This is a genomic window from Kribbella sp. NPDC004138 (assembly GCF_053603655.1).
The window spans coordinates 145363-166974 of the sequence record NZ_JBSGFZ010000003.1; the positions used below are offsets into that span (position 1 = coordinate 145363).

Annotated in this window: 23 protein-coding genes and 1 pseudogene; 12 read left to right on the plus strand and 12 right to left on the minus strand. The window is 68.0% G+C overall.

The window, feature by feature from the left end; genetic code table 11:
* Positions 1-57 precede the first annotated feature (57 nt).
* Together ACWEOO_RS04845 and ACWEOO_RS04850 are read left to right on the plus strand one after the other, a co-directional pair.
* On the plus strand, positions 58-1011 hold the full coding sequence (locus ACWEOO_RS04845) for a helix-turn-helix transcriptional regulator (RefSeq protein ID WP_452141822.1): 954 nt from the start codon (positions 58-60) through the stop codon (positions 1009-1011).
* Between the two features lie 59 nt (positions 1012-1070).
* Positions 1071-1619 (plus strand): isochorismatase family protein, encoded by a 549-nt coding sequence (locus ACWEOO_RS04850; RefSeq protein ID WP_452141823.1) that lies wholly within the window; start codon positions 1071-1073, stop codon positions 1617-1619.
* On the opposite strand, the gene ACWEOO_RS04855 is transcribed toward ACWEOO_RS04850, so the two are convergent.
* Both ACWEOO_RS04855 and ACWEOO_RS04860 read right to left on the minus strand, forming a co-directional pair.
* Positions 1609-2280, minus strand: a complete 672-nt coding sequence (locus ACWEOO_RS04855) for an HAD family hydrolase (protein WP_452141824.1) — start codon at positions 2278-2280, stop codon at positions 1609-1611. The two genes, ACWEOO_RS04850 and ACWEOO_RS04855, sit on opposite strands and share 11 nt — an antisense overlap.
* A 193-nt stretch (positions 2281-2473) precedes the next feature.
* Positions 2474-3181 (minus strand): annotated as a pseudogene (locus ACWEOO_RS04860) (LysR family transcriptional regulator); the annotation flags it as partial.
* Between the two features lie 75 nt (positions 3182-3256).
* Between ACWEOO_RS04860 and ACWEOO_RS04865 the strand changes: the two are divergent.
* Positions 3257-3763: a hypothetical protein gene (locus ACWEOO_RS04865; protein WP_452141825.1), complete on the plus strand. Its 507-nt coding sequence runs from the start codon at positions 3257-3259 to the stop codon at positions 3761-3763.
* Positions 3764-3780: 17 nt separating this feature from the next.
* Here ACWEOO_RS04865 and ACWEOO_RS04870 read toward each other — a convergent pair whose 3' ends face one another.
* On the minus strand, positions 3781-4707 hold the full coding sequence (locus ACWEOO_RS04870) for an aldo/keto reductase (protein ID WP_452141826.1): 927 nt from the start codon (positions 4705-4707) through the stop codon (positions 3781-3783).
* 71 nt (positions 4708-4778) lie between these two features.
* Between ACWEOO_RS04870 and ACWEOO_RS04875 the strand changes: the two genes are divergently transcribed.
* Positions 4779-5606, plus strand: coding sequence for a phosphotransferase (locus ACWEOO_RS04875; RefSeq protein ID WP_452141827.1), 828 nt, complete (start codon positions 4779-4781; stop codon positions 5604-5606).
* Positions 5607-5636: 30 nt separating this feature from the next.
* Positions 5637-6389, plus strand: coding sequence for an SAM-dependent methyltransferase (locus tag ACWEOO_RS04880; protein WP_452141828.1), 753 nt, complete (start codon positions 5637-5639; stop codon positions 6387-6389).
* Here the strand turns inward: ACWEOO_RS04880 and ACWEOO_RS04885 are convergent.
* Positions 6360-6836, minus strand: a complete 477-nt coding sequence (locus ACWEOO_RS04885) for an NUDIX hydrolase (protein WP_452141829.1) — start codon at positions 6834-6836, stop codon at positions 6360-6362. The two genes, ACWEOO_RS04880 and ACWEOO_RS04885, sit on opposite strands and share 30 nt — an antisense overlap.
* A 117-nt stretch (positions 6837-6953) precedes the next feature.
* Here ACWEOO_RS04885 and ACWEOO_RS04890 point away from each other — a divergent pair, with 117 nt between their 5' ends.
* From ACWEOO_RS04890 to ACWEOO_RS04900, 3 genes are read left to right on the plus strand one after another with little or no spacing between them, the layout of a single operon-like run.
* Positions 6954-7349, plus strand: coding sequence for a tautomerase family protein (locus ACWEOO_RS04890; RefSeq protein WP_452141830.1), 396 nt, complete (start codon positions 6954-6956; stop codon positions 7347-7349).
* Positions 7350-7392: 43 nt separating this feature from the next.
* Positions 7393-7836, plus strand: a complete 444-nt coding sequence (locus tag ACWEOO_RS04895) for an NUDIX domain-containing protein (RefSeq protein ID WP_452142044.1) — start codon at positions 7393-7395, stop codon at positions 7834-7836.
* Entirely contained in the window at positions 7836-8582 is a 747-nt protein-coding gene (locus tag ACWEOO_RS04900) for a DUF3626 domain-containing protein (protein ID WP_452141831.1), read from the plus strand. The genes ACWEOO_RS04895 and ACWEOO_RS04900 overlap by 1 nt, the downstream gene beginning before the upstream one ends.
* Here the strand turns inward: ACWEOO_RS04900 and ACWEOO_RS04905 are convergent.
* The 6 genes from ACWEOO_RS04905 to ACWEOO_RS04930 all read right to left on the minus strand — a co-directional run bounded on the left by ACWEOO_RS04905 (position 8567) and on the right by ACWEOO_RS04930 (position 16087).
* Positions 8567-9793, minus strand: coding sequence for an RNA polymerase sigma factor (locus ACWEOO_RS04905; RefSeq protein WP_452141832.1), 1227 nt, complete (start codon positions 9791-9793; stop codon positions 8567-8569). The genes ACWEOO_RS04900 and ACWEOO_RS04905 overlap by 16 nt on opposite strands.
* Positions 9790-10113 carry a YciI family protein gene (locus ACWEOO_RS04910; RefSeq protein ID WP_359928265.1) on the minus strand — a complete coding sequence of 108 codons (324 nt, stop codon included), beginning with the start codon at positions 10111-10113 and terminating at the stop codon, positions 9790-9792. The genes ACWEOO_RS04905 and ACWEOO_RS04910 overlap by 4 nt, the downstream gene beginning before the upstream one ends.
* Before the next feature lie 86 nt (positions 10114-10199).
* Positions 10200-11960: an ABC transporter ATP-binding protein gene (locus tag ACWEOO_RS04915; protein ID WP_452141833.1), complete on the minus strand. Its 1761-nt coding sequence runs from the start codon at positions 11958-11960 to the stop codon at positions 10200-10202.
* Entirely contained in the window at positions 11953-13704 is a 1752-nt protein-coding gene (locus tag ACWEOO_RS04920; RefSeq protein WP_452141834.1) for an ABC transporter ATP-binding protein, read from the minus strand. Before ACWEOO_RS04920 ends, ACWEOO_RS04915 begins: the two co-directional genes overlap by 8 nt.
* 74 nt (positions 13705-13778) lie before the next feature.
* The gene (locus ACWEOO_RS04925) at positions 13779-14804 is read right to left on the minus strand and encodes an NAD(P)/FAD-dependent oxidoreductase (protein WP_452141835.1); all 1026 of its coding nucleotides are present in this window, start codon (positions 14802-14804) and stop codon (positions 13779-13781) included.
* Between the two features lie 41 nt (positions 14805-14845).
* A complete protein-coding gene (locus ACWEOO_RS04930) occupies positions 14846-16087 on the minus strand; it encodes a serine hydrolase domain-containing protein (protein ID WP_452141836.1) in 1242 nt (413 codons plus the stop codon).
* A 16-nt stretch (positions 16088-16103) separates the two neighbouring features.
* On the opposite strand from ACWEOO_RS04930, the gene ACWEOO_RS04935 reads away from it, so the two are divergent.
* The 3 genes from ACWEOO_RS04935 to ACWEOO_RS04945 all read left to right on the plus strand — a co-directional run bounded on the left by ACWEOO_RS04935 (position 16104) and on the right by ACWEOO_RS04945 (position 18248).
* Positions 16104-16451: an HIT domain-containing protein gene (locus tag ACWEOO_RS04935; RefSeq protein WP_452141837.1), complete on the plus strand. Its 348-nt coding sequence runs from the start codon at positions 16104-16106 to the stop codon at positions 16449-16451.
* Positions 16452-16498: 47 nt separating this feature from the next.
* On the plus strand, positions 16499-17233 hold the full coding sequence (locus ACWEOO_RS04940; protein ID WP_452141838.1) for a class I SAM-dependent methyltransferase: 735 nt from the start codon (positions 16499-16501) through the stop codon (positions 17231-17233).
* Positions 17234-17474: 241 nt separating this feature from the next.
* Complete coding sequence (locus ACWEOO_RS04945; protein WP_452141839.1) at positions 17475-18248, plus strand: class I SAM-dependent methyltransferase; 774 nt, start codon at positions 17475-17477, stop codon at positions 18246-18248.
* Between the two features lie 162 nt (positions 18249-18410).
* Here the strand turns inward: ACWEOO_RS04945 and ACWEOO_RS04950 are convergent, their stop codons facing one another.
* Together ACWEOO_RS04950 and ACWEOO_RS04955 are read right to left on the minus strand one after the other, a co-directional pair.
* Positions 18411-18935: a hypothetical protein gene (locus ACWEOO_RS04950; protein ID WP_359928244.1), complete on the minus strand. Its 525-nt coding sequence runs from the start codon at positions 18933-18935 to the stop codon at positions 18411-18413.
* A 552-nt stretch (positions 18936-19487) separates the two neighbouring features.
* A complete protein-coding gene (locus ACWEOO_RS04955; RefSeq protein ID WP_452141840.1) occupies positions 19488-20006 on the minus strand; it encodes a hypothetical protein in 519 nt (172 codons plus the stop codon).
* 432 nt (positions 20007-20438) lie between these two features.
* Here ACWEOO_RS04955 and ACWEOO_RS04960 point away from each other — a divergent pair, with 432 nt between their 5' ends.
* Positions 20439-21611 carry a phosphotransferase family protein gene (locus tag ACWEOO_RS04960; RefSeq protein ID WP_452141841.1) on the plus strand — a complete coding sequence of 391 codons (1173 nt, stop codon included), beginning with the start codon at positions 20439-20441 and terminating at the stop codon, positions 21609-21611.
* Position 21612: the final 1 nt, after the last annotated feature.

The following is a 21612-nucleotide window of genomic DNA, read 5'->3' on the forward strand; positions in this document are numbered from 1 at the left end:
AGCAGTTAAAACGGGCTACGCTCAGATCCGGACGGCCTTCTTCCGGAATGGTGACTGATGGCGTACGACGTGAGCCCGACGGCGCGGACCCTGATGGTCCTCGAGCTGATCCAGAACAGTCCCGGCATCACCGCCGAGCAGTTGGGGGACAAGCTCGGGGTCTCAGAGCGCGCGGCCCGCCGGTACGTCGCGATCCTGCGCGAGGCCGACATCCCGATCGAATCGGTCCGCGGTCCGTACGGCGGCTACCGGGTCGGACGCGGGTTGCGGCTGCCGCCGCTGATGTTCACGCCCACCGAGGCGCTCGGGCTGGTGATGGCGGTGCTCGAAGGGCCGCGCGGCGCGGCGGATCCGGTCGAGGATGCGCTCGGGAAGATCGTCCGGGTGCTGCCCGAGGCCGTCGCGCGGTCGACCGACGCGATCCGCCGGGTCAGCGCCCGCGGACCGGATCCCGGTGCGCGCACGCCCGATCCGGAGATCACCGCCGCGCTCGTCTCACACAGCGCGGACTCGCGGCGGGTGACGATCCATTACCGCCGCCACGAGGACGAGTGGCCGATGGACGTCGACCCGTGGGCGGTCGTCGTACGCCGCGGCCGTTGGTACCTGCTGTGCTGGTCGCACGGCAAGGAGGCCCAGCGCGTGCTCCGCGTCGACAAGATCACCAAGGTCGAACCACAGCCGGCCGAGTTCGTCGCACCCGCCGGCCTCGATCCGCTCGCCGCCGTCGAGGAACACCTGGCGATGGGGTGGCGCTACGCGATCGAGGTCGAGATCGACGCGCCGCTCGACCAGGCCGCGGAGTGGATCCGGCGCAGCATGGGCCGCCTGGAAGCGATCGACGAGAACCGCACCCGGCTGCTCGCCAGCACCGACGAACCCGACTGGTACGCCGCGCAGCTGTCCGCGATCCACGCGCCGTTCCGCATCATCGGCGGGCCGGAGCTCCAGGCCGCCTGCCGCGCGCTCGCCGACCGCCTGCACACCGCGAGCGAACCGGCGGCACGATGAACGACTGTCGGCGGGCGGGTCTAGCGTTCGCCGTACACGTTCCGTAGGGAGGAGCCGAGATGTCCACGCTGTCCGACCGGCCGCACACGGCCTTGCTGGTGGTCGACGTCCAGAACGGTGTCGTCGCGGAGGCGCACGAGCGCGACCGGGTCGTCACCAACATCAGCACCCTCGTCGGCAAGGCGCGCGACGGGGGCGTCCCGGTCGTCTGGGTCCAGCACTCCAGCGACAACTTGGCCAAGGACAGCGACGAGTGGCAGCTCGTCCCCGAGCTGTCCCGCGACGGCTCGGAGCCGCTCGTCCACAAGACGTATGCCGACAGCTTCGAGGCCACCGACCTCGAGGACGTCCTGGCCCGCGCCGGCATCGGTCACCTGGTCGTCAGCGGCGCGCAGACCGACGAGTGCATCCGCTCCACGATCCACGGCGCGATGGTCCGTGGGTACGACGTGACGCTGGTCGGCGACGCTCACACCACCGAGGACCTCAGCGAGTACGGCGCGCCCACGCCGGACAAGGTCATCGCCCACACGAACCTTTACTGGCAGGAGCACCGGGCTCCGGGCCGCACCGCCGCCGTCCAGAAGACCGACGAGATCACCTTCTGACGACGTCGAGGACCTGCGTCAGCTCCCGCACCCGCGGTACGTCGGCGCCCGGCTGCGCGTCGTGCCGGTCGACGAGCACGGCCGGGATCCCGACGGACTGTGCGCCCCGGATGTCGTTCTCGAGCGAGTCGCCGACCATCACCACGTCATGCGGTTCTGCCGCGAGCCGCTCCAGCGCGTGCGCGAACGCCCGCGGGTCGGGCTTGCCCACCGGTAGCGTGTCGCCCGAGATCAGCTCGTCGATCTCGTCGGTCAGCCCCAGCCGGTCGAGCTTCATCCGCTGGTGATCCCCGTTGCCGTTCGTCAGCACCACCGCGCGCAGCCCGTCGGCCCGGACCGCGCGCAGTCCCGGCACGGCGTCGGCGTACACCGTCCATCCCGCCTCGTAGCGCCAGACGTAGCCCTCGAACATCGCGTCCGCTTCGGCGTCGCTCGCGTCGACCGCGAGGAACTCCCGCACCCGGCGCCGCCGCTGCTCGGGAAAGGTGAGCTCCCGGCGCTGGAAGCGTCGGTAGTGCTTCTCCGACACCGCAGCCCACCGCGTCACGACGTCGGGACCCGTCACGCCGTACTCCGCGGCCCACTCCACCACCGCCGCGGCAGCCGCCGCCCGCTCCTCGACCAAGGTCCCGTCGAGGTCGAACAACACGGTCTTCAGCATCCGCGTCGGTCCTTTCGTCCGGATCGCGCGATCGTACGTCACCGCCGGGCCGACTCCTGGAGAGCACCGACGAGGGCGGCGACCGGCGGCGGATCGGGCGGTTCGCCGTAGGTCGCGACGTACACTGGCGGCGGGAGCCCGGCAGTTCGGTGGCCGTGATGCCGGCGGACCGGTGGGTGCGCAGCGCGAGTCCCGGCATCGTCGTCACCCCGAGCCCGGCCGCGACGAGCGCCTGCATCACGACCATGTCGTCCGACGTGTACCCGATCCGCGGCTCGTAGCCTTCTGCGGCGCACAGCGCGATCAGGTGGCTGCGGCACCGGTCGCAGCCGGCGATCCAGGTGCTGTCGCGCAGCTCGGCGATCGTGGCCGGGCCGTTCGCGAGCACGTACAGCGGGTCGTCGACCAGGTGATGCAGCCGGACGCCGCGCGGCTCGGGTGCGGTCTCGTCGTACCGGAACACGATGGCCGCGTCGACCTTCCCGGTGCGGAGCAGCTCGAACGCCTCGGGCGGATGCGTGTCGACGAGGTTCACCTCCAGCCCGGGATGCTTCGCGGCCAGCCCGGCGACGGCTGCCGGGACGAGCGCGCCGATCGCCGACGAGAACCCGGCGAGCCGGATCCGGCCGGCGCTCAGGCCGACGTGCGCCGACAGCTCCGCGTCGACCGCGTCGATCCGGCCGATGATCTCCGCGGCCCGGTCGGCGAGCAGCCGGCCGGCCTCGGTCAGCCGGATCCCGCGGCCGACGCGTTGCAGGAGCTGCGCGCCGGTCTCGGCCTCGAGACGCGCGAGGTGGTGCGTGACGGACGGCTGAGAGTAGTGCAGCTCGCGCGCGGCCGCGGTCACCGAGCCGTGACGTGCGACCGCGTCGATCACCCGCAGCCTCGTGACATCGAGCATGTATCAATTCCATCTATCAGTGAGCACGAAGGTTGGCATTAGACGTTATGGGTTGACCCGGCGCAGGCTCAAGGCATGACGACAACAGCCACCACCTCCGAACTCACAGACCTCCTGAGCGGCGTGCGAAGCGCCATCGGCCGGCACTCCGACTGGAACCGGACTGCCCACGACGTCGGCGCCGCGCTCCGGCAGCACTTTCCAGGCCCGGACGTGCTGACCGCCGAACAGCGCCTCGGATCACCCGACGGCCACCAGGGCCACACACTCCACGTCGAACCCGACGGCTCGTTCTCCGTCATCGCGGTGGTGTGGCGTCCCGGGCAGCTGACCCGGATCCACGACCACGTCACCTGGTGCGTGGTCGGGGTGGTCCAGGGCGTCGAGCACGAGGAACTGTTCGACGCGGACCTGCGGCTGATCGGCGCGAGCGACAACCACGTCGGCGAGGTGAGCGCGTTCGCGCCGCCGGGCGACATCCACCGGGTGCACAACACGTTCGCCGAGACCGCGATCTCCCTGCACATCTACGGCACCGACGTGACCCGGATCGGCTCGAGCGTCCGCCGCTACTACGACTGACGCCCGAGCCGGCGGTGTCAGTCGACGACCGAGTCCAGGACCGCGAGATCCTCGGGGGAGAGAGTGAGGTCCGCGGCTCGCAGGTTCTCCTCCAGGTGACGCGGGCTGGACGTCCCCGGGATCGCGAGCACGTGGTCGCCGCGGCTCAGCGTCCACGCGAGGCGCACCTGCGCGACGGTCGCCCCGTGGCGGTCCGCGATCTCCTGCACCGCGTCGGACCCGGCGACCCCGCCGGCCTCCCGGGACTCCGCGGTGACCGCGAAGAACGGCACGAACGCGATCCCGAGCTCACCGCACAGCTCGAGGATCTCGTCGTTCACCCGCCCGAACCCGACGCTGTACCTGTTCTGCACCGCGACCACCGTCGCGATCTCCCGCGCCTCGTGCAAATGCGCGACCCGCACGTTCGACACGCCGAGGTGCCGGATCATGCCTTTCGCCTGCAGCTCGGCCAAGGCCCCAAAATGCTCCGCGATCGAATCCAGTCCCATCTGCCGCAGGTAGACCAGGTCCAGCGAATCCACGCCGAGGGTCCGCAGATCCTCCTCCACGAGCTCCCGCAACTCGTCCGGCCGCGCCAGCCCGTGCTTCGTCGGCCCGACCTTGGTGGCGATCAGCAGGTCCTCCGGGTACGGCGCGAGCGCGCGGCGGATCACCTCGTTCGCCCAGCCCAGACTCTCGAACCGCGTCTGGCCGGCCTGTCCGTGACTCGGATAGAACGCCGCGGTGTCGATGTGGTTCACCCCGAGCTCGACGACGCGCCGCAGGAGCGCGACCGCGCGGTCCTGCACGTCGGCGCCGCCGGCACCCGCCAGCCGCTTGGCGCCGAACCCGATCCGCCGGACCGCCAGGTCCCCGAACGACCAGAATTCGCCGGACTTGCTTTCCGCAATTCCTGATGATAAGTTAATTGGTGAAGGTGCATTTTCCTGTGAATTCTGCATCCGGCCAGGATAAATCCTTCGGGGATATTCGTCCATCTTTTCCGGGCATTTTTCTGCGCTAGTCTCTGCCCGTGGGCCTCACCGAGCGACAGCAACAACTTCTCGACCGGTGGCTGCCGTCCGCCGTGATCGTGCGCGACCACAGCTGGGGTGTCATCGGCACGCTCGTCCTGGAGTTGGAGGACGGCGGGGAGCGCTACATCGTGAAAGCCGGCGATGACGCCGACCACCACCTCGCCCGCGAACTCCGTGCCCACCGCAACTGGTTGCGGCCGTGGACCACCCGGGGGAGAGCGGCCGAGCTGGTCCACGCGGACGAATCCGCCAAGCTCCTCGTGACCCGATTCCTGCCCGGCGAGCTCGTCGAAGGCACACCGTCCGAATGGTCACCTGATATCTATCGGCAGGCCGGTGAATTGCTGGCCGCATTTCACCGGCAGTACGGCCTACCGGACGCCGCCTACGAATCCCGTGAGAACGAGGGCACACTCCTCGATCTCGGCAAACCGCACCGCATCGCACCGGACCTCGCCGACCGCATCCGCTCCACGATCCGGGCCTGGCCCACCCCGCCGGCGACTCTGGTGCCGACCCACGGCGACTGGCAGCCGCGCAACTGGCTCGTCGACGACGGCACTGTCCGCGTCATCGACTTCGGCCGCGCGGACCTGCGCCCGGCGTACACGGACCTCGCCCGGCTGGCCGCGCAGCAGTTCCGCTCCGACCCGTCGCTGGAGCCGGCATTCCTCGCCGGCTACGGATCCGATCCGCGCGACCCGGACGCCTGGCAGCGGACACGGCTGCGCGAGGCGGTCAGTACCGCGGTTTGGGCACACCAGGTCGGCGACGAAGCCTTCGAGGCGCAAGGACATCGAATGATCGCCGAAATCCCGTTGTGAGCCGGCGGAGCACGCTGACATCGTCACCGCATGTCCAGCGAACTCCTGCGCGAAGCGCTCACCCTTGACCGTTATCCCCGCTCGAACGCCTACGACCAGCAATGGGTCGTCGACAACCTGATGGGTCCGCACCCGCTGTGGTGCAGCGAGAGCCTGCTGCAAGTGATGCCGCTGCGTCCCGGGATGCGGGTGCTCGACCTCGGCTGCGGTACGGCGCTGTCGTCGATCTTCCTGGCCCGCGAGTACGACGTCGACGTGTGGGCCGCGGACCTCTGGGTCGACCCGACCGAGAACTGGCGACGCGTTGACGACGCGGGACTCGCCGGACGGGTGCACCCGATCCAGTCGGACGCTCGGAAGCTGCCGTTCGCGCGGGGCTTCTTCGACGCGGTCGTGAGCGTCGGGTCGTACCACTACTTCGGCACCGGCGTGGACTACCTCGCGTACCTGTCCGAGTTTGTTCGCCCGGGTGGAGCCATCGGCTTCATCAGTCCCGGTATCCGCACCGCTCCGGACTTCACGCCACCGCCGTACCTCGCGAACCGCTGGGGACCGGACCTGTGCACCTGGCTGCCGCCTGACTGGTGGCGAAGCCTCTGGGAGCGCACCGACCTCGTCACCGTCGACACCGCCGACTTCGCGCCCGACGGCTGGGCGGACTGGTTGCACTGGCTGCAGACCTGCGCCAAAGTCGGCCGCGGCTACGAACCGGACGAGCAGATGCTGCAGGCCGATCGGGGCGACCTCCTCGGCCTAACCCGCGTCGTCGCTCATCTGAAGTAGGCGTGTCAGCTGCTGATACAGCTCGGCCGGATAGATGTCCTCCAGATCCGTCGCGTCGACCCATTTCAGGGCGAAGTGGTTCGTCGCGCACTGCTCGGCGGCCTCGTCACCCGACAATTCCGGTACGCCGCTCACGCCGGTCACCAGGAAGTAGTACGCGGGCCGCCCGTTGTGGGAGCCGGTCCACAACAACCGGTCGACCGTGCCGGTCAGCGTCGTCTCCTCCTCGAGCTCGCGCACCGCAGCGACCGCGGCCGACTCGCCCGGCTCCACGTGCCCGCCGGGCAGCACGGCGTACCGATGACCGTCGCACTGAGGTCCCGGAGCGTCGGCGTACTCACACATCACGCACTCGGCCGACGTCTCGAACCGCAGGTAGCGCTTCACCACCAGCACCTTGCCTGCCTGGACGACAACCGCGGCCCCGCGCGGCACCTTTGTGCTCATGGGGTGCGAGTGTGGCCGACAGCACCGACAAAACCGACAAAACCGAAAATCGCTCGCCGGAGCCGGTGCTTCGTGGTGAGGTCTGGGGAGTCGACCCTTCTGGAAGGATGCCTGCCCATGCCGAGCGCGCAGATCGAAGTCCGCCGTGAGTACTCCCCAGCCGACGAGGCCGGCCTGATCGAGGCGGTGCACGCAGCGATCGTCACCGCGTTCCGGATCCCGCCGCAGGACAAGGACGTCCGCCTGCTCGTCCACGCGCCGCACCGCTTCGCCTGTTCCCCGCGGCTGACCGAGCCCGAGTTCTTCACGCTCGTCACCGTCGACTGCTTCGCCGGCCGCTCGCTCGACGCGAAGCGCACGCTCTACACCGAGATCATCGGCAACCTGAAGCCGTTCGGCATCCCGGCCGACCACGTCACGATCCTCGTCCGCGACCACCCGACCTCCAACTGGGGCATCCGCGGCGGGCAGGCTGCGTCCGACGTGGACCTGGGCTTCGACGTCAACGTCTGACGTGGCGCTCCGTTCGGCCCGGCACCTGACGTCGGTGTACCTCGTGCGGGAGGGGAGCGTGCTGCTTCTCTACCGCCGCGGCTCCCGCGCGATCGCCGACTCCTGGGTCGGCATCGGCGGCCACCTCGAACCCGGCGAACTCACCAACCCGACCGCGGCCGCGCTCCGGGAACTCGAGGAGGAGATCGGCGTCACGGCCGACCACCTCACCGGCCTTGCGCTGCGGTACGTCGCCGTCCGCGACACCGGCGACGAGGTGCGTACGACGTACTACTTCACCGCCGATCTGCGCCCCACGGCGCCGGTGCCGACCGAGTGCACCGAAGGCGATCTCCGATGGTTCGAGCTGACGACGGACCCGACCGCGCTCGACATGCCACCGACAGCCCGGATCGCCTTCGCTCACTGGCTGACCACCGGCCGCCACGACACCGCACTCCGCTTCATCACCGTCAACGCCACCGGCGACGAGACGGGCCCGTCCTGATGCTGACCATCCACTTCCACCCGAACTGGCCGCACGGCGCGCGAACGGTGATCGAGTCGATGGCCGCGGACGGGATCTACCGGTCGCAGTTCACGACCGGAATCTCGAACGGAGGACTGACGGCGTTCCGCGGGGGAGACCGGTGGCGATGGGAGAGCCGCTTGTTCTCCGGCCGGTACGACGAAGGCCCGGCGACCGACCGCCCGGTGTACGGCGTCTGGAACCGCCGATCCGACGTATACGGCGGAGCAGTTCGCTTCGGCTCGTCGTACCTCCGGCTGAAACCCGAGGCGATCGAGCGCGCAACGTTCTGCTTCCCGGACTCCGCCCGCAACCCGGCCGACTTCGGCGACCGCCACACCCTGCCGCGCCTGTGCCGGCTCGCCGACGAGGCCGGCAGCGACGACCTGAACGACTACGTGGAGGCCCAGATCCACGGACCGGTGCTGCTGGCGAGCGACGTCGACGCCGTCGTCCTGGACCCGTCGTTCAGGGCTACACCCGTAGAGGACGCCGCCCGCGGGCTCGGCTGCCCGATCGAGTACCACCCGGGCTTCCGCGCTGCGCCGAGTGCCTTCGACCCGGCGTACCGCGGACCGGAGATCGTCGAGCTCGCGTGCTCACTCGGCCCCGAACTGACGCCTGACCTGCTCGGCGCCGCGGCGCGGTCAGGTGTCCATCCCGCGCAGTCGGTGAAGTACGTCTGGCACTGTTTGGCTCGGTTCGGGCGTCAGCCGGCGAGCTGATCGCGGCGCCGGGTCAGGTAGGCGACTTCGGCGGTGTTGGCGGCGAGCGTGATCGCTTCGTCGTACGCCGCCCGGGACTCCTTGCTGCGGCCCATCCGGCGGAGCAGCTCGGCGCGCGTCGCGTGGTACAGGTGGTACGCGGGCAGCTTGTCCCCGAGCCGGTCGACCACCGCCAGCGCGACCTCCGGACCGTCGAGCTCGGCCACCGCGATCGCGCGGTTCAGCGCGACGATCGGCGAGCGATCGATCCGGACGAGCTGGTCGTACAGCGCGACGATCTGCGACCAGTCGGTGTCGCGGGCGTCGCGGGCCGACGTGTGGACGGCGTTCACCGCCGCGAGGATCTGGTAGCGGCCCGGCGGCAGTCCGGTGGCGAGGCGTTCGCGCACCAGGTGGTGGCCTTCGGCAACGAGTGTTGTGTCCCAGGCGCCGCGGTCCTGCTCGTCGAGCGGGATCAGTTCGCCGGAGCCCGACACCCGGGCGGTACGGCGAGCCTCGGTGAGGAGCATCAGCGCGAGCAGACCGGCCACCTCGCCGTCGTCCGGCAGCAGTGCCCGGATCAGGCGGGTGAGACGGATCGCCTCCGCGGTCAGTTCGTGGCGGACGGGATCCGTGTCCGGGCCGGTCGCCAGGTAGCCCTCGTTGAAGACCAGGAAGAGCACGGCGAGTACGCCGGACACGCGGCCCGGGAGATCCTCCGCGGCCGGCACCCGGTACGGGATCCGCGCCGCCTTGATCTTCGCCTTCGCACGGGTGATCCGCTGCCCCATCGCGGTCTCCTGCACCAGGAACGCGCGGGCGATCTCGGGCACGGTCAGCCCGCCCACCATCCGCAGCGTCAGCGCCACGCGGGTCTCCATCGCCAGCGCCGGGTGACAGCAGGTGAAGATCAGCCGGAGCCGCTCGTCGTCGATCGCACCGAGAGGCTCGGGCTGGTCGTCGTACGACATCTGAGCCTCCTTCTGCTTGTCGTCACGTTTGCTCTCGCGCCGGATCCGGTCGATCGCCTTGCGGTTGGCGGTCGTGGTCAGCCAGGCGCCGGGGTTGGGCGGTACGCCGTCCGCGGGCCACCGCTCGACGGCGGTCGCGAACGCCTCGGCCGCGGCTTCCTCGGCTATGTCGAGGTCCCCGAACCGCTTGGTCAGCGAGGCAACCACCCGCGCCCATTCCTGGTGGTGCGCGCGGGTGATCGCCGCTTCGACGTCGGTCACTGGAATGGCCGCACCTCGATCTTCCGGTCGCAGACCTTCGACGCCTCGGCGGCGAGCTTGAGGGCCACGTCGAGATCCGGAGCCTCCCAGACCCAGACGCCGGCCAGGTACTCCTTCGACTCCACGAACGGCCCGTCGGTGAACACCGGCTGCTCGCCCCGGTTGTCGATGACCGTGGCTGCGGTGGTGTCGGCGAGTCCGCCCGCGAACACCCAGTAGCCCTCGGCGATCAGCCGGTCGTTGAACACGCTGATCGCGGGCTGCCGGTCGGTGCTGCCGGGGTTGTCCTTGTCGTCGATCACAGAAACCAAGTACTGCATCACGATCTCCAGTTCAGTCTGCCGAGCTGCTTACACCCACCCAACGAACCGCGCGAGGCCATTCCGACACAACCCGCCGATGTTCCCTATCCTGACCCGCCGGGACCGTCGGTGCGCCAGGTCCGCCAGAGCCTGCCATAGACGCGGTCCGCGCTGACCAGTTCGTCGTGGGTGCCCAGCTCGACGAGCTCACCGGCCTCCATGACAGCGATCCGGTCCGCGTCGTGCGCGGTCTGCAGGCGGTGGGCGATCGCGATCACGGTGCGGCCGCGGAGCACGGCGGCCAGCGACTGCTCGGTCCGGCGCGCGGTCCTGGGATCGAGGAGCGCGGTGGCCTCGTCGAGGATCAGGGTGTGCGGATCGGCGAGGACGACGCGTGCGAGCGAGAGCTGCTGGGCGCCGGCGTCGTCGAGCGTGAAGTCCTGGCCGACTTCGGTGTCCAGCCTGTCCGGCAGCTCCTTCGACCACGTGGCTCCGACGGCGTCCAGCGCGGCGTACAGCTCGTCGTCGGTCGCGTCCGGCTTGGCGATCAGCAGGTTGTCACGCACGGTGTCGTGGAAGACGTGGTGGTCCTGGGTGATCAGGACGACGTGTTCGCGGAGCTGATCGGGCGGCAGGTCGGCCACCGGTACGCCGCCGATCGTGACGGAGCCCGTGTGTGGGCGATCGAGGCCGGCGAGAAGACGGGCGAGCGTCGACTTTCCCGCTCCGGACGTGCCGACGACAGCGAGGCGTTCGCCGGGTTCCACCGCAAGTTCGATGCCGTGCAGTACGTCGCGCGCTCCGGTGTAGCTGTAGTGCACGTCGCTGACCTGGATCCGGTCCCCGCTGCTCCCGCTCTGCGTGGCGGAGTCGGACTCCTCGGGAATGTCGGCCAGGCCTTCGACGCGGGCGTACGAGGCCGCGGCACCCTGGAGCTGCTCGATCCAGAGCATCAAGGTGTCGAGTGGGCCGACGAGTTGCCGAAGATAGACCGTTGCGGTGACGACGATTCCGAGGCTGACCAGGTCGTTCATGTAGAGCGCGCCGCCGACCAGCAGGACTCCGACGACCGGTAGCGCGAGCGAGATTTCGGCCCACGGGAACAGCACCGTTCGCAGCCAGAGTGCCCACAGACGCGCGGTCCGTGCTTCGGCGATGACACCTTCCGTCGCCTCGGTTCGGCGATGTTCCAAGCCGAGCAGCTCGACCGTACGGGCACCCTTCGCGGTGCCGGCGATCACGTCGGCCATCTCCGCTCCCGTACTCGCAACGGCAAGGTAGGCCGGCCGGGCACGACGCAGGTACCACCGCACGGCTGCTCCGACACCGACCAGGCACACGAGCCCGCACAGCCCGAGCCACAGGTCCAGCACGAGGACCGCGACGACGAGGAACAGGGCGTGGACGACGGCCACGAGCACCTCGGGGACCGCGGAGCGCAACGTCATCGCGACCAGCGACGCGTCCGTGCTTCCGCGCGCGATCAGGTCCCCGGCCGGGAGATGATCCGCCGCGCGTGGCGGCAGCGCCAGCGTCCGCTTCAGGAACCGTTCGCGTACGCGGGCCGCGGTGCGTTCGCCGTACCGGTAGCCGAGCTTGAGAGCCCACCATCCCAGGACGGTCTGTACGACGGTGAACAGCAGCGCGCCCAACGCGAGCCGGTCGACCGTGTCGAGCACGTCACCGGATCCGGCCTGGATCGTGTCGATGATCCGGCCGAGCAGCCAGGGACCGACCAGACCCGCTGCCGAGGCGAGCGCGTTGACGAGGACGACTCCGGCGACGGCCTTGCGGTCCGCGCCCAGGTCACGCCGCGCCGCCGCACGTACTTCGCGTGGCGTCGCGATCGGCATCTGCTTACTCATCGGCAGCCCCGTTCTGGGCGCGGGACACCAGGTCGCGATAGCAGAGATCGGTGCGTAGCAGCTCCGTGTGTGTGCCGACAGATGACACCTTGCCGCCGACCAGGACGACGACCTCGTCAGCACGGTCGAGCACGAGCGGCGACGTTGTCGTGATGACCGTGGTTCTGTCCTGCCTGGCGTGACGGAGCCGGTCGATCATGGCCGCTTCGGTGTTGGCGTCGACCGCTGAGGTCGGCTCGACCGCGAGCAGGACGTCGGGCCGGGCGTAGACGGCGCGGGCGAGCCGGATGCGCTGCCGTTGCCCGCCGGACAGGTCGCTGCCGCCGGCGGCGATCTCCGCGTCCAGACCACCGGGCAAAGCTTCGACGACGTCCTCGGCGACGGCTGTGTGAAGCGCCGTACGGATGCAGTCGTCATCGGGTTTCAGGCGTCCCGAGACGATGTCACGAACTGTGCCGGCGAAGACCTCCGCATCGTTGTCCGCGAGAACCAGCCGGTGCCTCAGCTCCTCCCGGGCGACGTCCGCGAGCCGCACACCCGCCCACGTCGTACCTGGCGGGTGCACGCCGATCTGCCCAAGCCGCTCGATCACGGCGCGCGTCTCGGCGGGCCGTGCCGCGACCAGCGCCGTCAACAGTCCCGGGCGGATGACCACCCCGGAGTCGGGGTCGACCAACGGGCCCGGTTCGGCAGGGATGGCCTCCGAGGTGCGGTCGTTGTCGTGAGCAACTGGGAGGTTGAGCAGGTTGATGATGCGCTGACCCGCGACTCGGGCGCGAGTGATATCGCTGCTGCCTTCGATGAAGAAGCCCACCGGAACGACCAGCACGGCGACGTACCCGTAGACGGCGACCACGTCGCCGATCGTGATGGCCCCGGTGGCCGCCAGCCGCGCCGACAACCACACCACGGTGGCCAGGAACAAGGCCGGCAAGCCCGTCGACAGTGCTCCTACCCAGCTCAAGGGTCCGGCGACGCGGTAGCCACGCCGTACCAGGCGCTGTGACTGTTCTTGGTAGCGCTCGGCGACGAACGTCTTTCCGCCGAGGCCGTTGAGGACGCGGAGTCCCGCCAACGCGTCGACCAGCCGCGTCGTGAGCCGGCCTTGGTGGCTGCGGTACTCGCCGCCTGTGCGTTCAATGCGGTGCAGGAGCGGGCCGACCGCGATCGCGAGGAGTGGGACTCCGGCGAGGACGACTACAGCGAGCAGCGGGGAGATGGTGAACAGTACGACGGCCACGACGGCGTACGCGACAACCGCGCCGACGCCCGGGCCGGTCACCGTCAACGCCTGCGCAACGACGTACACGTCCGCGATGCCGACCGTCACCACCTCGCCCGCGCTCACGTGCCGCGCCAGCGACGCGCCCAGGCGGGACGTGTGCCACACCGTCGCCCGGACTGAGCGAAACGACGCGTCCATGCGGACCTTGGTCATGGTTCGGTGCCGAGCGATGCCCAGGAGCGCGTTCAGGACGGCTACGGCCAGGAGGATCATCGACCAACCGACGAGCGCTTCCGTGTCGCGGGCGACGAGTCCTTGGTCGACGACATGCGACAAGACCCACGGGGGGACGGCCAGGCCGACCGTCCAGAGGGTGCCGAGGGCGGCGCCCGCGGCGATGCGGCGCGCTTGCGAGCGAGTCAGCCAGAAGAGGAAGCGGTACGGGCTCGTCAGGTCGGCGGGCGCCGGCGGGCTCCACGTCTCGGGTGTCCTGTCCAACCACTCGCGAACGGCCGCCATGCGGCGATCCTTTCAGCACCAGGGCATCCGCGGATACCCATTTGCGATCGGATTCACAAAGTCGTTGCGTGCGATCAGCGGAACCTGTCGGGCCGGCAGCCTGCGAGCTCGGGCGCCGCCGTTCCGGTGAGGATCTCGTCCGCGGCGAGGCGGCCGACGGCGGCGGCCAGCGTGATCGCCGAGTGCATCACCGCGACGTACAGCCCGTGCGTCCCGGCCGGGCGGCCGATGATCGGTTCACCGTCGACGGGCATCGGGCGCCAGCCGACCTCGGCGGAGACGACCTCCGTGTCGTCGGCCCCCGCGAACGACGACGCGAACCGGTCGCGGACGCGCTGGGCGGTCGCGTGCAGCGCAGCCTGATCCGCCTCGCCGCTGTACGCCGTGGGGGCCAGGATCGTTCCGTCGTCGAGCTGGCGGGCCTCCATGTCCGGCGTCGCGACGATCGCTCGGACGATGCCAGGGTTGGCGCGCAACCGGACGAGGATGGCGGCCGACGGCTTGACCGGCAAGGTGACGCCGACGCCGGAGCACAGTGCGACCGCTCCTGTGCCGGCGGAGAGGACGACCGTGTCTGCGTCGATGAGACCTGCCGTTGTTTGGACGCCGCTCACGGTGCCGTCTTCTTGGACAAGGGCGGTCGCTGGTGTGCCGGGCAGGAGCCGTGCGCCTCGGTCGCGCGCGGCTGCGATCAGGAGATCGATCGCCGCGACGGGGTCGAGCGCGCCGTCCTCCGGGTGATGCACGGCCTCGGCCGGGGGAGTGACGAGGTTCGGTTCGAGCGCCGCGGCGTCGTCGGTGCTCGGGCCCGGGGCCTCGTCGAAGCCGTCCCAGCTGAGCGAGCCTGTCCAGCGAATCGCCAACTGGGGGAGTTCTGCCTCGAGCTGGTGATATTCGTCCAGCGCGAGATACCGCAGTGGCGCCGAGGGCAGGTCGCTGCTGACCGGCCGTCCGATCCAGGCGAACGACGCACGGGTGGCGCCGGATCCGGGCAGACCCGCGTCGATCAACGTCACCAGTCGCCCATGACCGGCCAGGTGGTACGCCAGCGACGCACCGACGATGCCGGCCCCAACCACAACGATGCCGCGATCAGCCATGGCTGCGTTTCTAGCAGGACCGCGATCTTTACGACACCGAGTTATCGGTCTTTGAGCGCGTGGAGACGGACGTTCGCGTACGTCGGAGGCGTGCGGGTGAGGTCCAGGACCTCACCAGTCGTGGAGATGTACAGGCCCGGTTGGTGCTCCTGCAGCCCGACGGTCACGCCGGTCCAGTGGTCGAAGAAGAGTTCGCCGTTCGCCTTCCGCAACCAGGCTGTTCCGTCACGGACTCCACCCGCATGGATGGCGTAGGTACGGTTCCAGGGGCCGTCGACCTCGCCCGTCGCGAGAATTCGGGTGAAGATCTCGGCGACCAACTTCCATTGAAGAGGATGATCGGTGGAATTCGTCAGGACGACGACACCCAATTTCTCTTCCGGTGCCCAGTACATATCGGACAGGAACCCGAAACCTCCGCCGCCGTGGCCGCGCACAGGAATGCCGTTCACTTGCATCAGAGCCGTTCCCAGACCATATTCCAGACCGGTATACATTTCCTGCAGAAGGTCGGGGGAGAGGAGCGACTCACCACCGCGGAGGTGGAACTGGAGATACCGGCAGGCGTCGTCGACCGTCGTGTAGAGACCACCTGCCGCCACCATCGGAACACGAACCGGCAAGCGCCCATACCCTTTGGAATGCCCGATCGCCCGGCGCTCAGCGCTCCCGATCACCTTCGAGTCGAAGGTTGTCCGCTGCAGCGCGAGCGGGTCGAACAATGCCCGTCGTACGAACTCATGGAAAGGTAATCCAGTCACTCGCTGCAGGATATACCCGGCGAGATCTATACCAAGATTCGAATACTGATACCGTTCACCCACAGGAAACCGCAGCCAGGTGTCATAAATGCTGCGACAATGCTCCTCGAACGATTCTCTGCCGACCACATAATTTGATCCGACCGGTGCTTCATGGGTGAATCCGGCGGTGTGGCCGAGGAGGTGCCGCAGCGTGATACGACGCTCAGGATCCTGCTCGAACGAACTGTTGACGCGAAATTCCGGCAAATACCGGGGGACAGGCACATCAAGATCGACCAGTCCGTCCTGTACCGCCAGCAGAACAGCCGTCGCGGTGTACATCTTGGAGCACGACAGCACGCCGAACATCGTCTCGCTGTCAACCGGCAAGCCACCGCCGCGTCGGGTGCTCCCGAACCCAGCGGACCACAGCACCGAATCCGCGTCACAGACACCGACCGCAAGCCCAGGCACCTCGTGCTCATCGACCAACCCGGCCACCCGCCGCCGAAGCTCGCCAACCATCCGCTCGGTCAACACTCGATATCCTCCAATGATGGAACCGGCCCCGCGGTACAACGGCGACGACTTCTACTGCGACGTAGCGATCCCAGACCCTAGCCGCCTCAACGTCGTACACGAGGACGACCTGGTCCTGGCGTTCCACCACACCCGGCCATTCTGGACGAACCACATCGTCGCAGTACCGAAGAAACACATCGCATCGCTGATCACCCTGACACCGTCCGACGAACCCTCAGCCCGCCGGCTACTCGAAGTCGTCCAGTCAATCGCCGCCCACACAGTCCGAACCACAGGCGCAGCCGCAGTCCTCACCAACCTCGGCACCTACCAGGACTCAAAACACCTACACATCCACATCCACAGCGGCCCCCAACTGTGACCACCCAGGGGGACCGCTCCGATCTGTCATTGGAGAGGTGTGTCCACATGTCCACGATCAGTAACTCAGAGGCGATCGCAGCGTGGTCGGCGATGCCGACTGACGCGATTGAGGCGTACGACGATCAGGGCGACTTTCCCAAGCGCCACTTGATGAATGGGAACCTGCTCCGGATGCTGGGGCCCGTCGATGGTCGGAAAGTCCTCGATGCAGGCAGTGGCGAAGGCTATTTGAGCCGGCTGTTGGCCGCAGGCGGAGCTGAGGTCGTTGGTGTGGAGCCGGCTGCCGCGCTGCTGGCGCGCGCTCAGAAGATCGAGCAGGAGCGGCGTCAGGGAATCAGGTTCGTGCAGGCTGATCTCTCGTCGTTGCCGGAGGTTGGTCAGCCATTCGACGCGGTGGTCTGCAGCATGGTGCTGCTCGCCATACCCGCCTGGCAGTCGGCGATGGCGGCGTGCGTCAGCGCACTGAAGCCGGGCGGCCGATTCGTGTTCTCGATCACTCATCCGGCGTTTGAGAATCTCTACCGAACATGGCGGGATCACGGTCATTACCAACTTGATCGGTACCTGGATGAGTACGAGATGCCAGAGGGCCATGCACCCGACTTCCACCGCCCGCTGTCTGCCTACATCAACGAGCTCGTCGGTCTCGGGTGCCGCGTGACTGAAGTGTGCGAACCGAGACTTGATCCACAGGTCGCACGAGACAGCGGAATCGACGCGATCGAGTCCTACGTCGCACTGCCGAACTTCCTGATCGTCAGCGCCGAACGCGACAGATGAGGTTTGTGCCAGGGTGGTGCACTCATCCCCGGAGACGCCCGGTCCAGCCCTGTCGGTGCCGTTGCGCGGGGCAGTGGTTCCGCGGCTACGTACCTGATCATCTGATGCAATTCGGATGTATTGATATTTCCCGATCAGCTCGCGCTATCCGCGGGATGCGTGGACGGGTTGTCCGTGCGAAAACCATTTGGTGCTCGGCTTGCTCCGCTGATGGACTGACGTCCCGCCGGGAGTCTGCTGCATGACGGAGGTAGCGGTTGTGACGGATTATGACGTGCTTGCCGAGGTGTACGAATGGCTCATCTCGGATGCAAAGTTGCCGCCAGCCGAGTTCGCTGCGTCGTTCGATGACGTCCTCAGTCTCCTGCCGTCGAACGCTCACGTCCTCGACTGTTCGTGCGGAACCGGACAGTTGGCGGTTGGAATCGCCGGTCGTGGCATACAGGTGGTCGCAACTGACGCCAGCGAAGCGATGGTTCGTCGAACTGCAGAGTTGTCCGAGGAGTTCGGGGCATCCGTCCGGGCCGTGCAGGCGAGCTGGGAAGAGTTGCCCGACCATTTCGAGGACGGCACGTTCGACATGGTGTTCTGCGTTGGCAACTCGCTTCACCATGCCGCGGGCGCGACAGGCAGGGGTGCTGCTCTGGAGTCGATGTCACGGCTCCTGCGCCCTGGCGGGCGCTTGGTGCTCACATCCCGCACCTGGGAACTCGTGAGGGCCAGAGGTTCCCGGCTGGACATCAGTGACCGACTCGTCCGCCGGAACGGTCGCGATGCCGTCGTGGTCTACCGCTGGGAAATTGCGCCGAATTGGGAGGACGAGCACCACATCGAGATCGCGATCGCGCAAGTTGATGCGACCGGGTCGGTTCTTGTCCGCGCGGAACTGCTGTCCTGCTGGCCCTACCGGTACGAGGAACTCGAAGTCGAACTGCACCGGGTCGGACTCCGGACGGAAGTGAGCACGTTCGATCTTGAGGCCGAGAACTACATGGTGGTCGCGAACAAGGTATAAACACTGGGCTCTCAGCCCCTGGCCGGATCAGGGTCGCGGGCTGGTAGTTGACATAATGTCCGTTATCGGCGCTCGGCGATGACGTCACCGGGTACGCGTGATAGCGGCAGCCAGACATAGCAGAGCCCGGCGCACAGAGCTCATCTCAGACACCGGCCGGGGTCACCCTAGGAAGTCGACGTAGCGCTCCGACCTGGTGCATTCGGTCGACCCGAAACTGATCGGCGCATTGTCGAAATCGCAGTCCATCGTGCGAAGGCGAGCATTGCTCTCCGGCCACTGGAAGTCACATCGCGCCCATGTCCCGGAACCGTGCCCGTTCCTGCAGACATAGATGTTGTCGACAGTGAAGCCGATCTGCCCGAGTGCTGATCGGCCGTCGCTGTCAGTGTCCCGCACGAAGACCACGTCTCCGTCCCGCTTGATGCACACTGCAGCGTTCGGATGACTGCCGTCGTTGTTGTCCCACAGACAAAGGTCAGTGCGTGCGCGAACTTCGTCAGCAGTGAGGTCGACCTGTTCACCGGTTCCACAGTGAAGCCAGTCGTATGGGCAATCATCGAAGTAGCCCGCATCAGCGTGAGCAACGGGAAGCTGCGCTGCCCCAGGAACGACGATTTGCCCGAACCCGAACAAAACACTCGCCGCCGCGATGGCAGCAGCGCGACCTATGCCCTTGCGCAACATTCTCGAACCTCCTGGTCGAGGCGTGATCGTGCGACAGTGAAGCACACAGGACCGGGTGGTGTGAACGGCCCGAGCTCGGTGGACTCCTGCGTCCGGGGTGTCCGACCAGTTGGCGGTTAGCGTGACGTCGAGGGGCCCGGCTGGCGGGATCGCCCAGGCCGCCGGCATCAGCTGGATCCCTAGCCAGGCAAAGCAAAGGGACGTTGGACCTACAACACAGGTGAGCCAGAGCCTGAGCGCGCAACATGTCTAGCCTGGCGGCTCGTGGACGAACGACGGGTCTCCCGCGCCGGGTGCGGTGGCCTCGAACGCCGGGCGGTTAGCCCCGAGCACCTCTAAGCAAGCGGCGCGACCGCGGCCCCGGCGCCCCGCTCCCCCGCTACTCCCGGCTCATCAACTCCCGTCCCTGCCAGTCAAGAAGGATGAGTTGACTGCCTGACTGCGTAGATAAGTGATGGAGCCGCACACGCTCGCTGAGCTCCGGCGATCGAGGCACTCCGCTCCGTGGAACTTCCGGCTTACCAACTCCCCCTCCATGCCGGTTATGGGATGTCAGTACGCCGTTGTCCCGCGCACGGTCAGGTTGTACGTCGCCGTCGTCGCAAAGTCGCCGCTCGACCCGCGGATCACCAGCACGTGCCGGCCGGGTGCCGCTGGGGGCACCGCGAACCAGAGCCCGCAAGCGACGCCCTTGAGCAGCCCCGCTTCGAACCCACTGGGATTGCCTGCCTGAGCGGTGAACCGGATGTTTTCGGCTCCGAGCCGCTGGATCGGGACCGGCCGTCCGTCGAACGTCACGCTGCCCGTCGCGTCGGCCAGGAACGCCTGGCATCCCGCTTCGTCGTCGACCAGGTTGACCACCGGACCGGCCAACGGGCGTCCAGCAGGCCAGCCGCACGCGCGAGAAACCTGGCCGCCGAACGTGCCGGCGACCAGCCAGACATCCTCCGGCTGGTTGTTCCCACAGTGCGCACCGGTCTCGTCCAGCACCGGATTGACGTTCTCCGCGACCGACGCCCACTCCCACCAGCGCGACTGCAGTCGCAACGACCCGAGAGCGACGCGCTGCACCGGCACCTTCGTCCCTGACGACACAGCCGGAGTCGTCGGAGTCGGAGCGAGCGCGCTCTCGGTCGCAGGCAATGGGGTGGGTGCCGAGCTGCGGGGAACGGCGGAGCAACCACTCACCAGCCCCGCCGCAAAAACCATAGACAGGAACTTTCGCATCCGCGACCCTAACCCATGGCGCGGTGAGCCAGCAGTACCTGAACGACACGTCGCGGTGCCAGTAACCAACGGGAATTGCAGCTGACGCAAAGATCCCGTCTCTCGCCGATGTTGACATCGGCGCAGCTCCATCAGCACAACCTCTGGGCGTCTCCCCCCGCGACGGCGATGCGGCTGGCTTCCGCGCCGCCAGCAGGAGGACCAAGGCGAACCGAGGCGGCGGCTACGATTCGGGGCCGCCGAAGACATCCCGAGAGGTCCGGTATGCACTACCCGTTGACGATCGAGCGACAACAGGCCGTTCTGGACGGACTCGCCCGGATTTGTGGGCGGCGACCCGTCATCGCCGACGCTCAGCAGGTCGGTCATGACTGGGCGCCTGTCACTCGGCTGGTGTTCGACCGTGACCTGTCCGGCCTGGGCGCTGGTCCGACGGAAGGCCCAAGCCGAACGGTCATCGTCAAAACCAGACGAGTGGAGGGCGAAGGGCATGGCGGACCGGCCTATCTGCGGCGCGAGGCCGCCGGGCTGCGCACCGCAGTCCTCAGCGGCGTGGCTGCACGTGTGATCCTGACCGCCGACCAAGCCGGCGTCGTAGTCCAGTCAGACCTCGGGACGTGGCCAACCCTGGAGACAGTGCTGCTCGGCAACGATTCCGAGCGCGCAGCCACCGCGATGGTGGACTTCGCGCAAACCATCGGGCGGCTCCACGCCACCACGCTGGGCCGTCGTATCGACCACGACCTGGCGCTGGCAGAGTTCGGCTCCGCCGACGTCACCACCGGCGGTGGAGCCGGAACAGGAGGCGCCCGCCGATGGCACGTCGTCGAACAGGCCTGCGCAGAGCTGGGATTTCCGGACGCGCGAGCCGCGCGGGACGACATCGCCTTCGTCCGTTCACAACTCGAGGAGCCAGGTCGGTACGCCGCTCTCGTACACAACGACCTCAACCCGACCAACGCCCTGGTCACCGACCGAGGTATCCGGTTGGTCGACTTCGAAGGCTCTGGTTTCGGGCACATCGGGGTCGACGCCTCATTCCTGCACTACCCCTTCCCACACCACAGCGCGAACTGGTCCGTGCTCCCAGAACCGGTCACCGAAGCCGCAGACCACACCTACCGCAACGCGCTAGGAGCCGCCCTCGCTGCGGACGGGCTGCACGGGTACGACAAGATGCTCGCAGTTGGTGCGGCAGCAGCACTTGCCAGCAGAGTGACCCGCCTTCCGGTGATCGCCCGAACCAACCAGACTCCCCACGACAGTTGGCGCCGTCGTGCACAGCTTGTGCAGCAGATCGGAGTGTTGAATCGGCTGACCGATCGTGCCGGCACCCTACCGGACTTGGCGCGCTGGTTCTGCGAACTGGCCGACGCCATGACAGAGCGCTGGACCGACGCCGCCAAACCGCCACCGAAACTGTTTCCCGCCTTCGCGAGCCAGGGCTAGC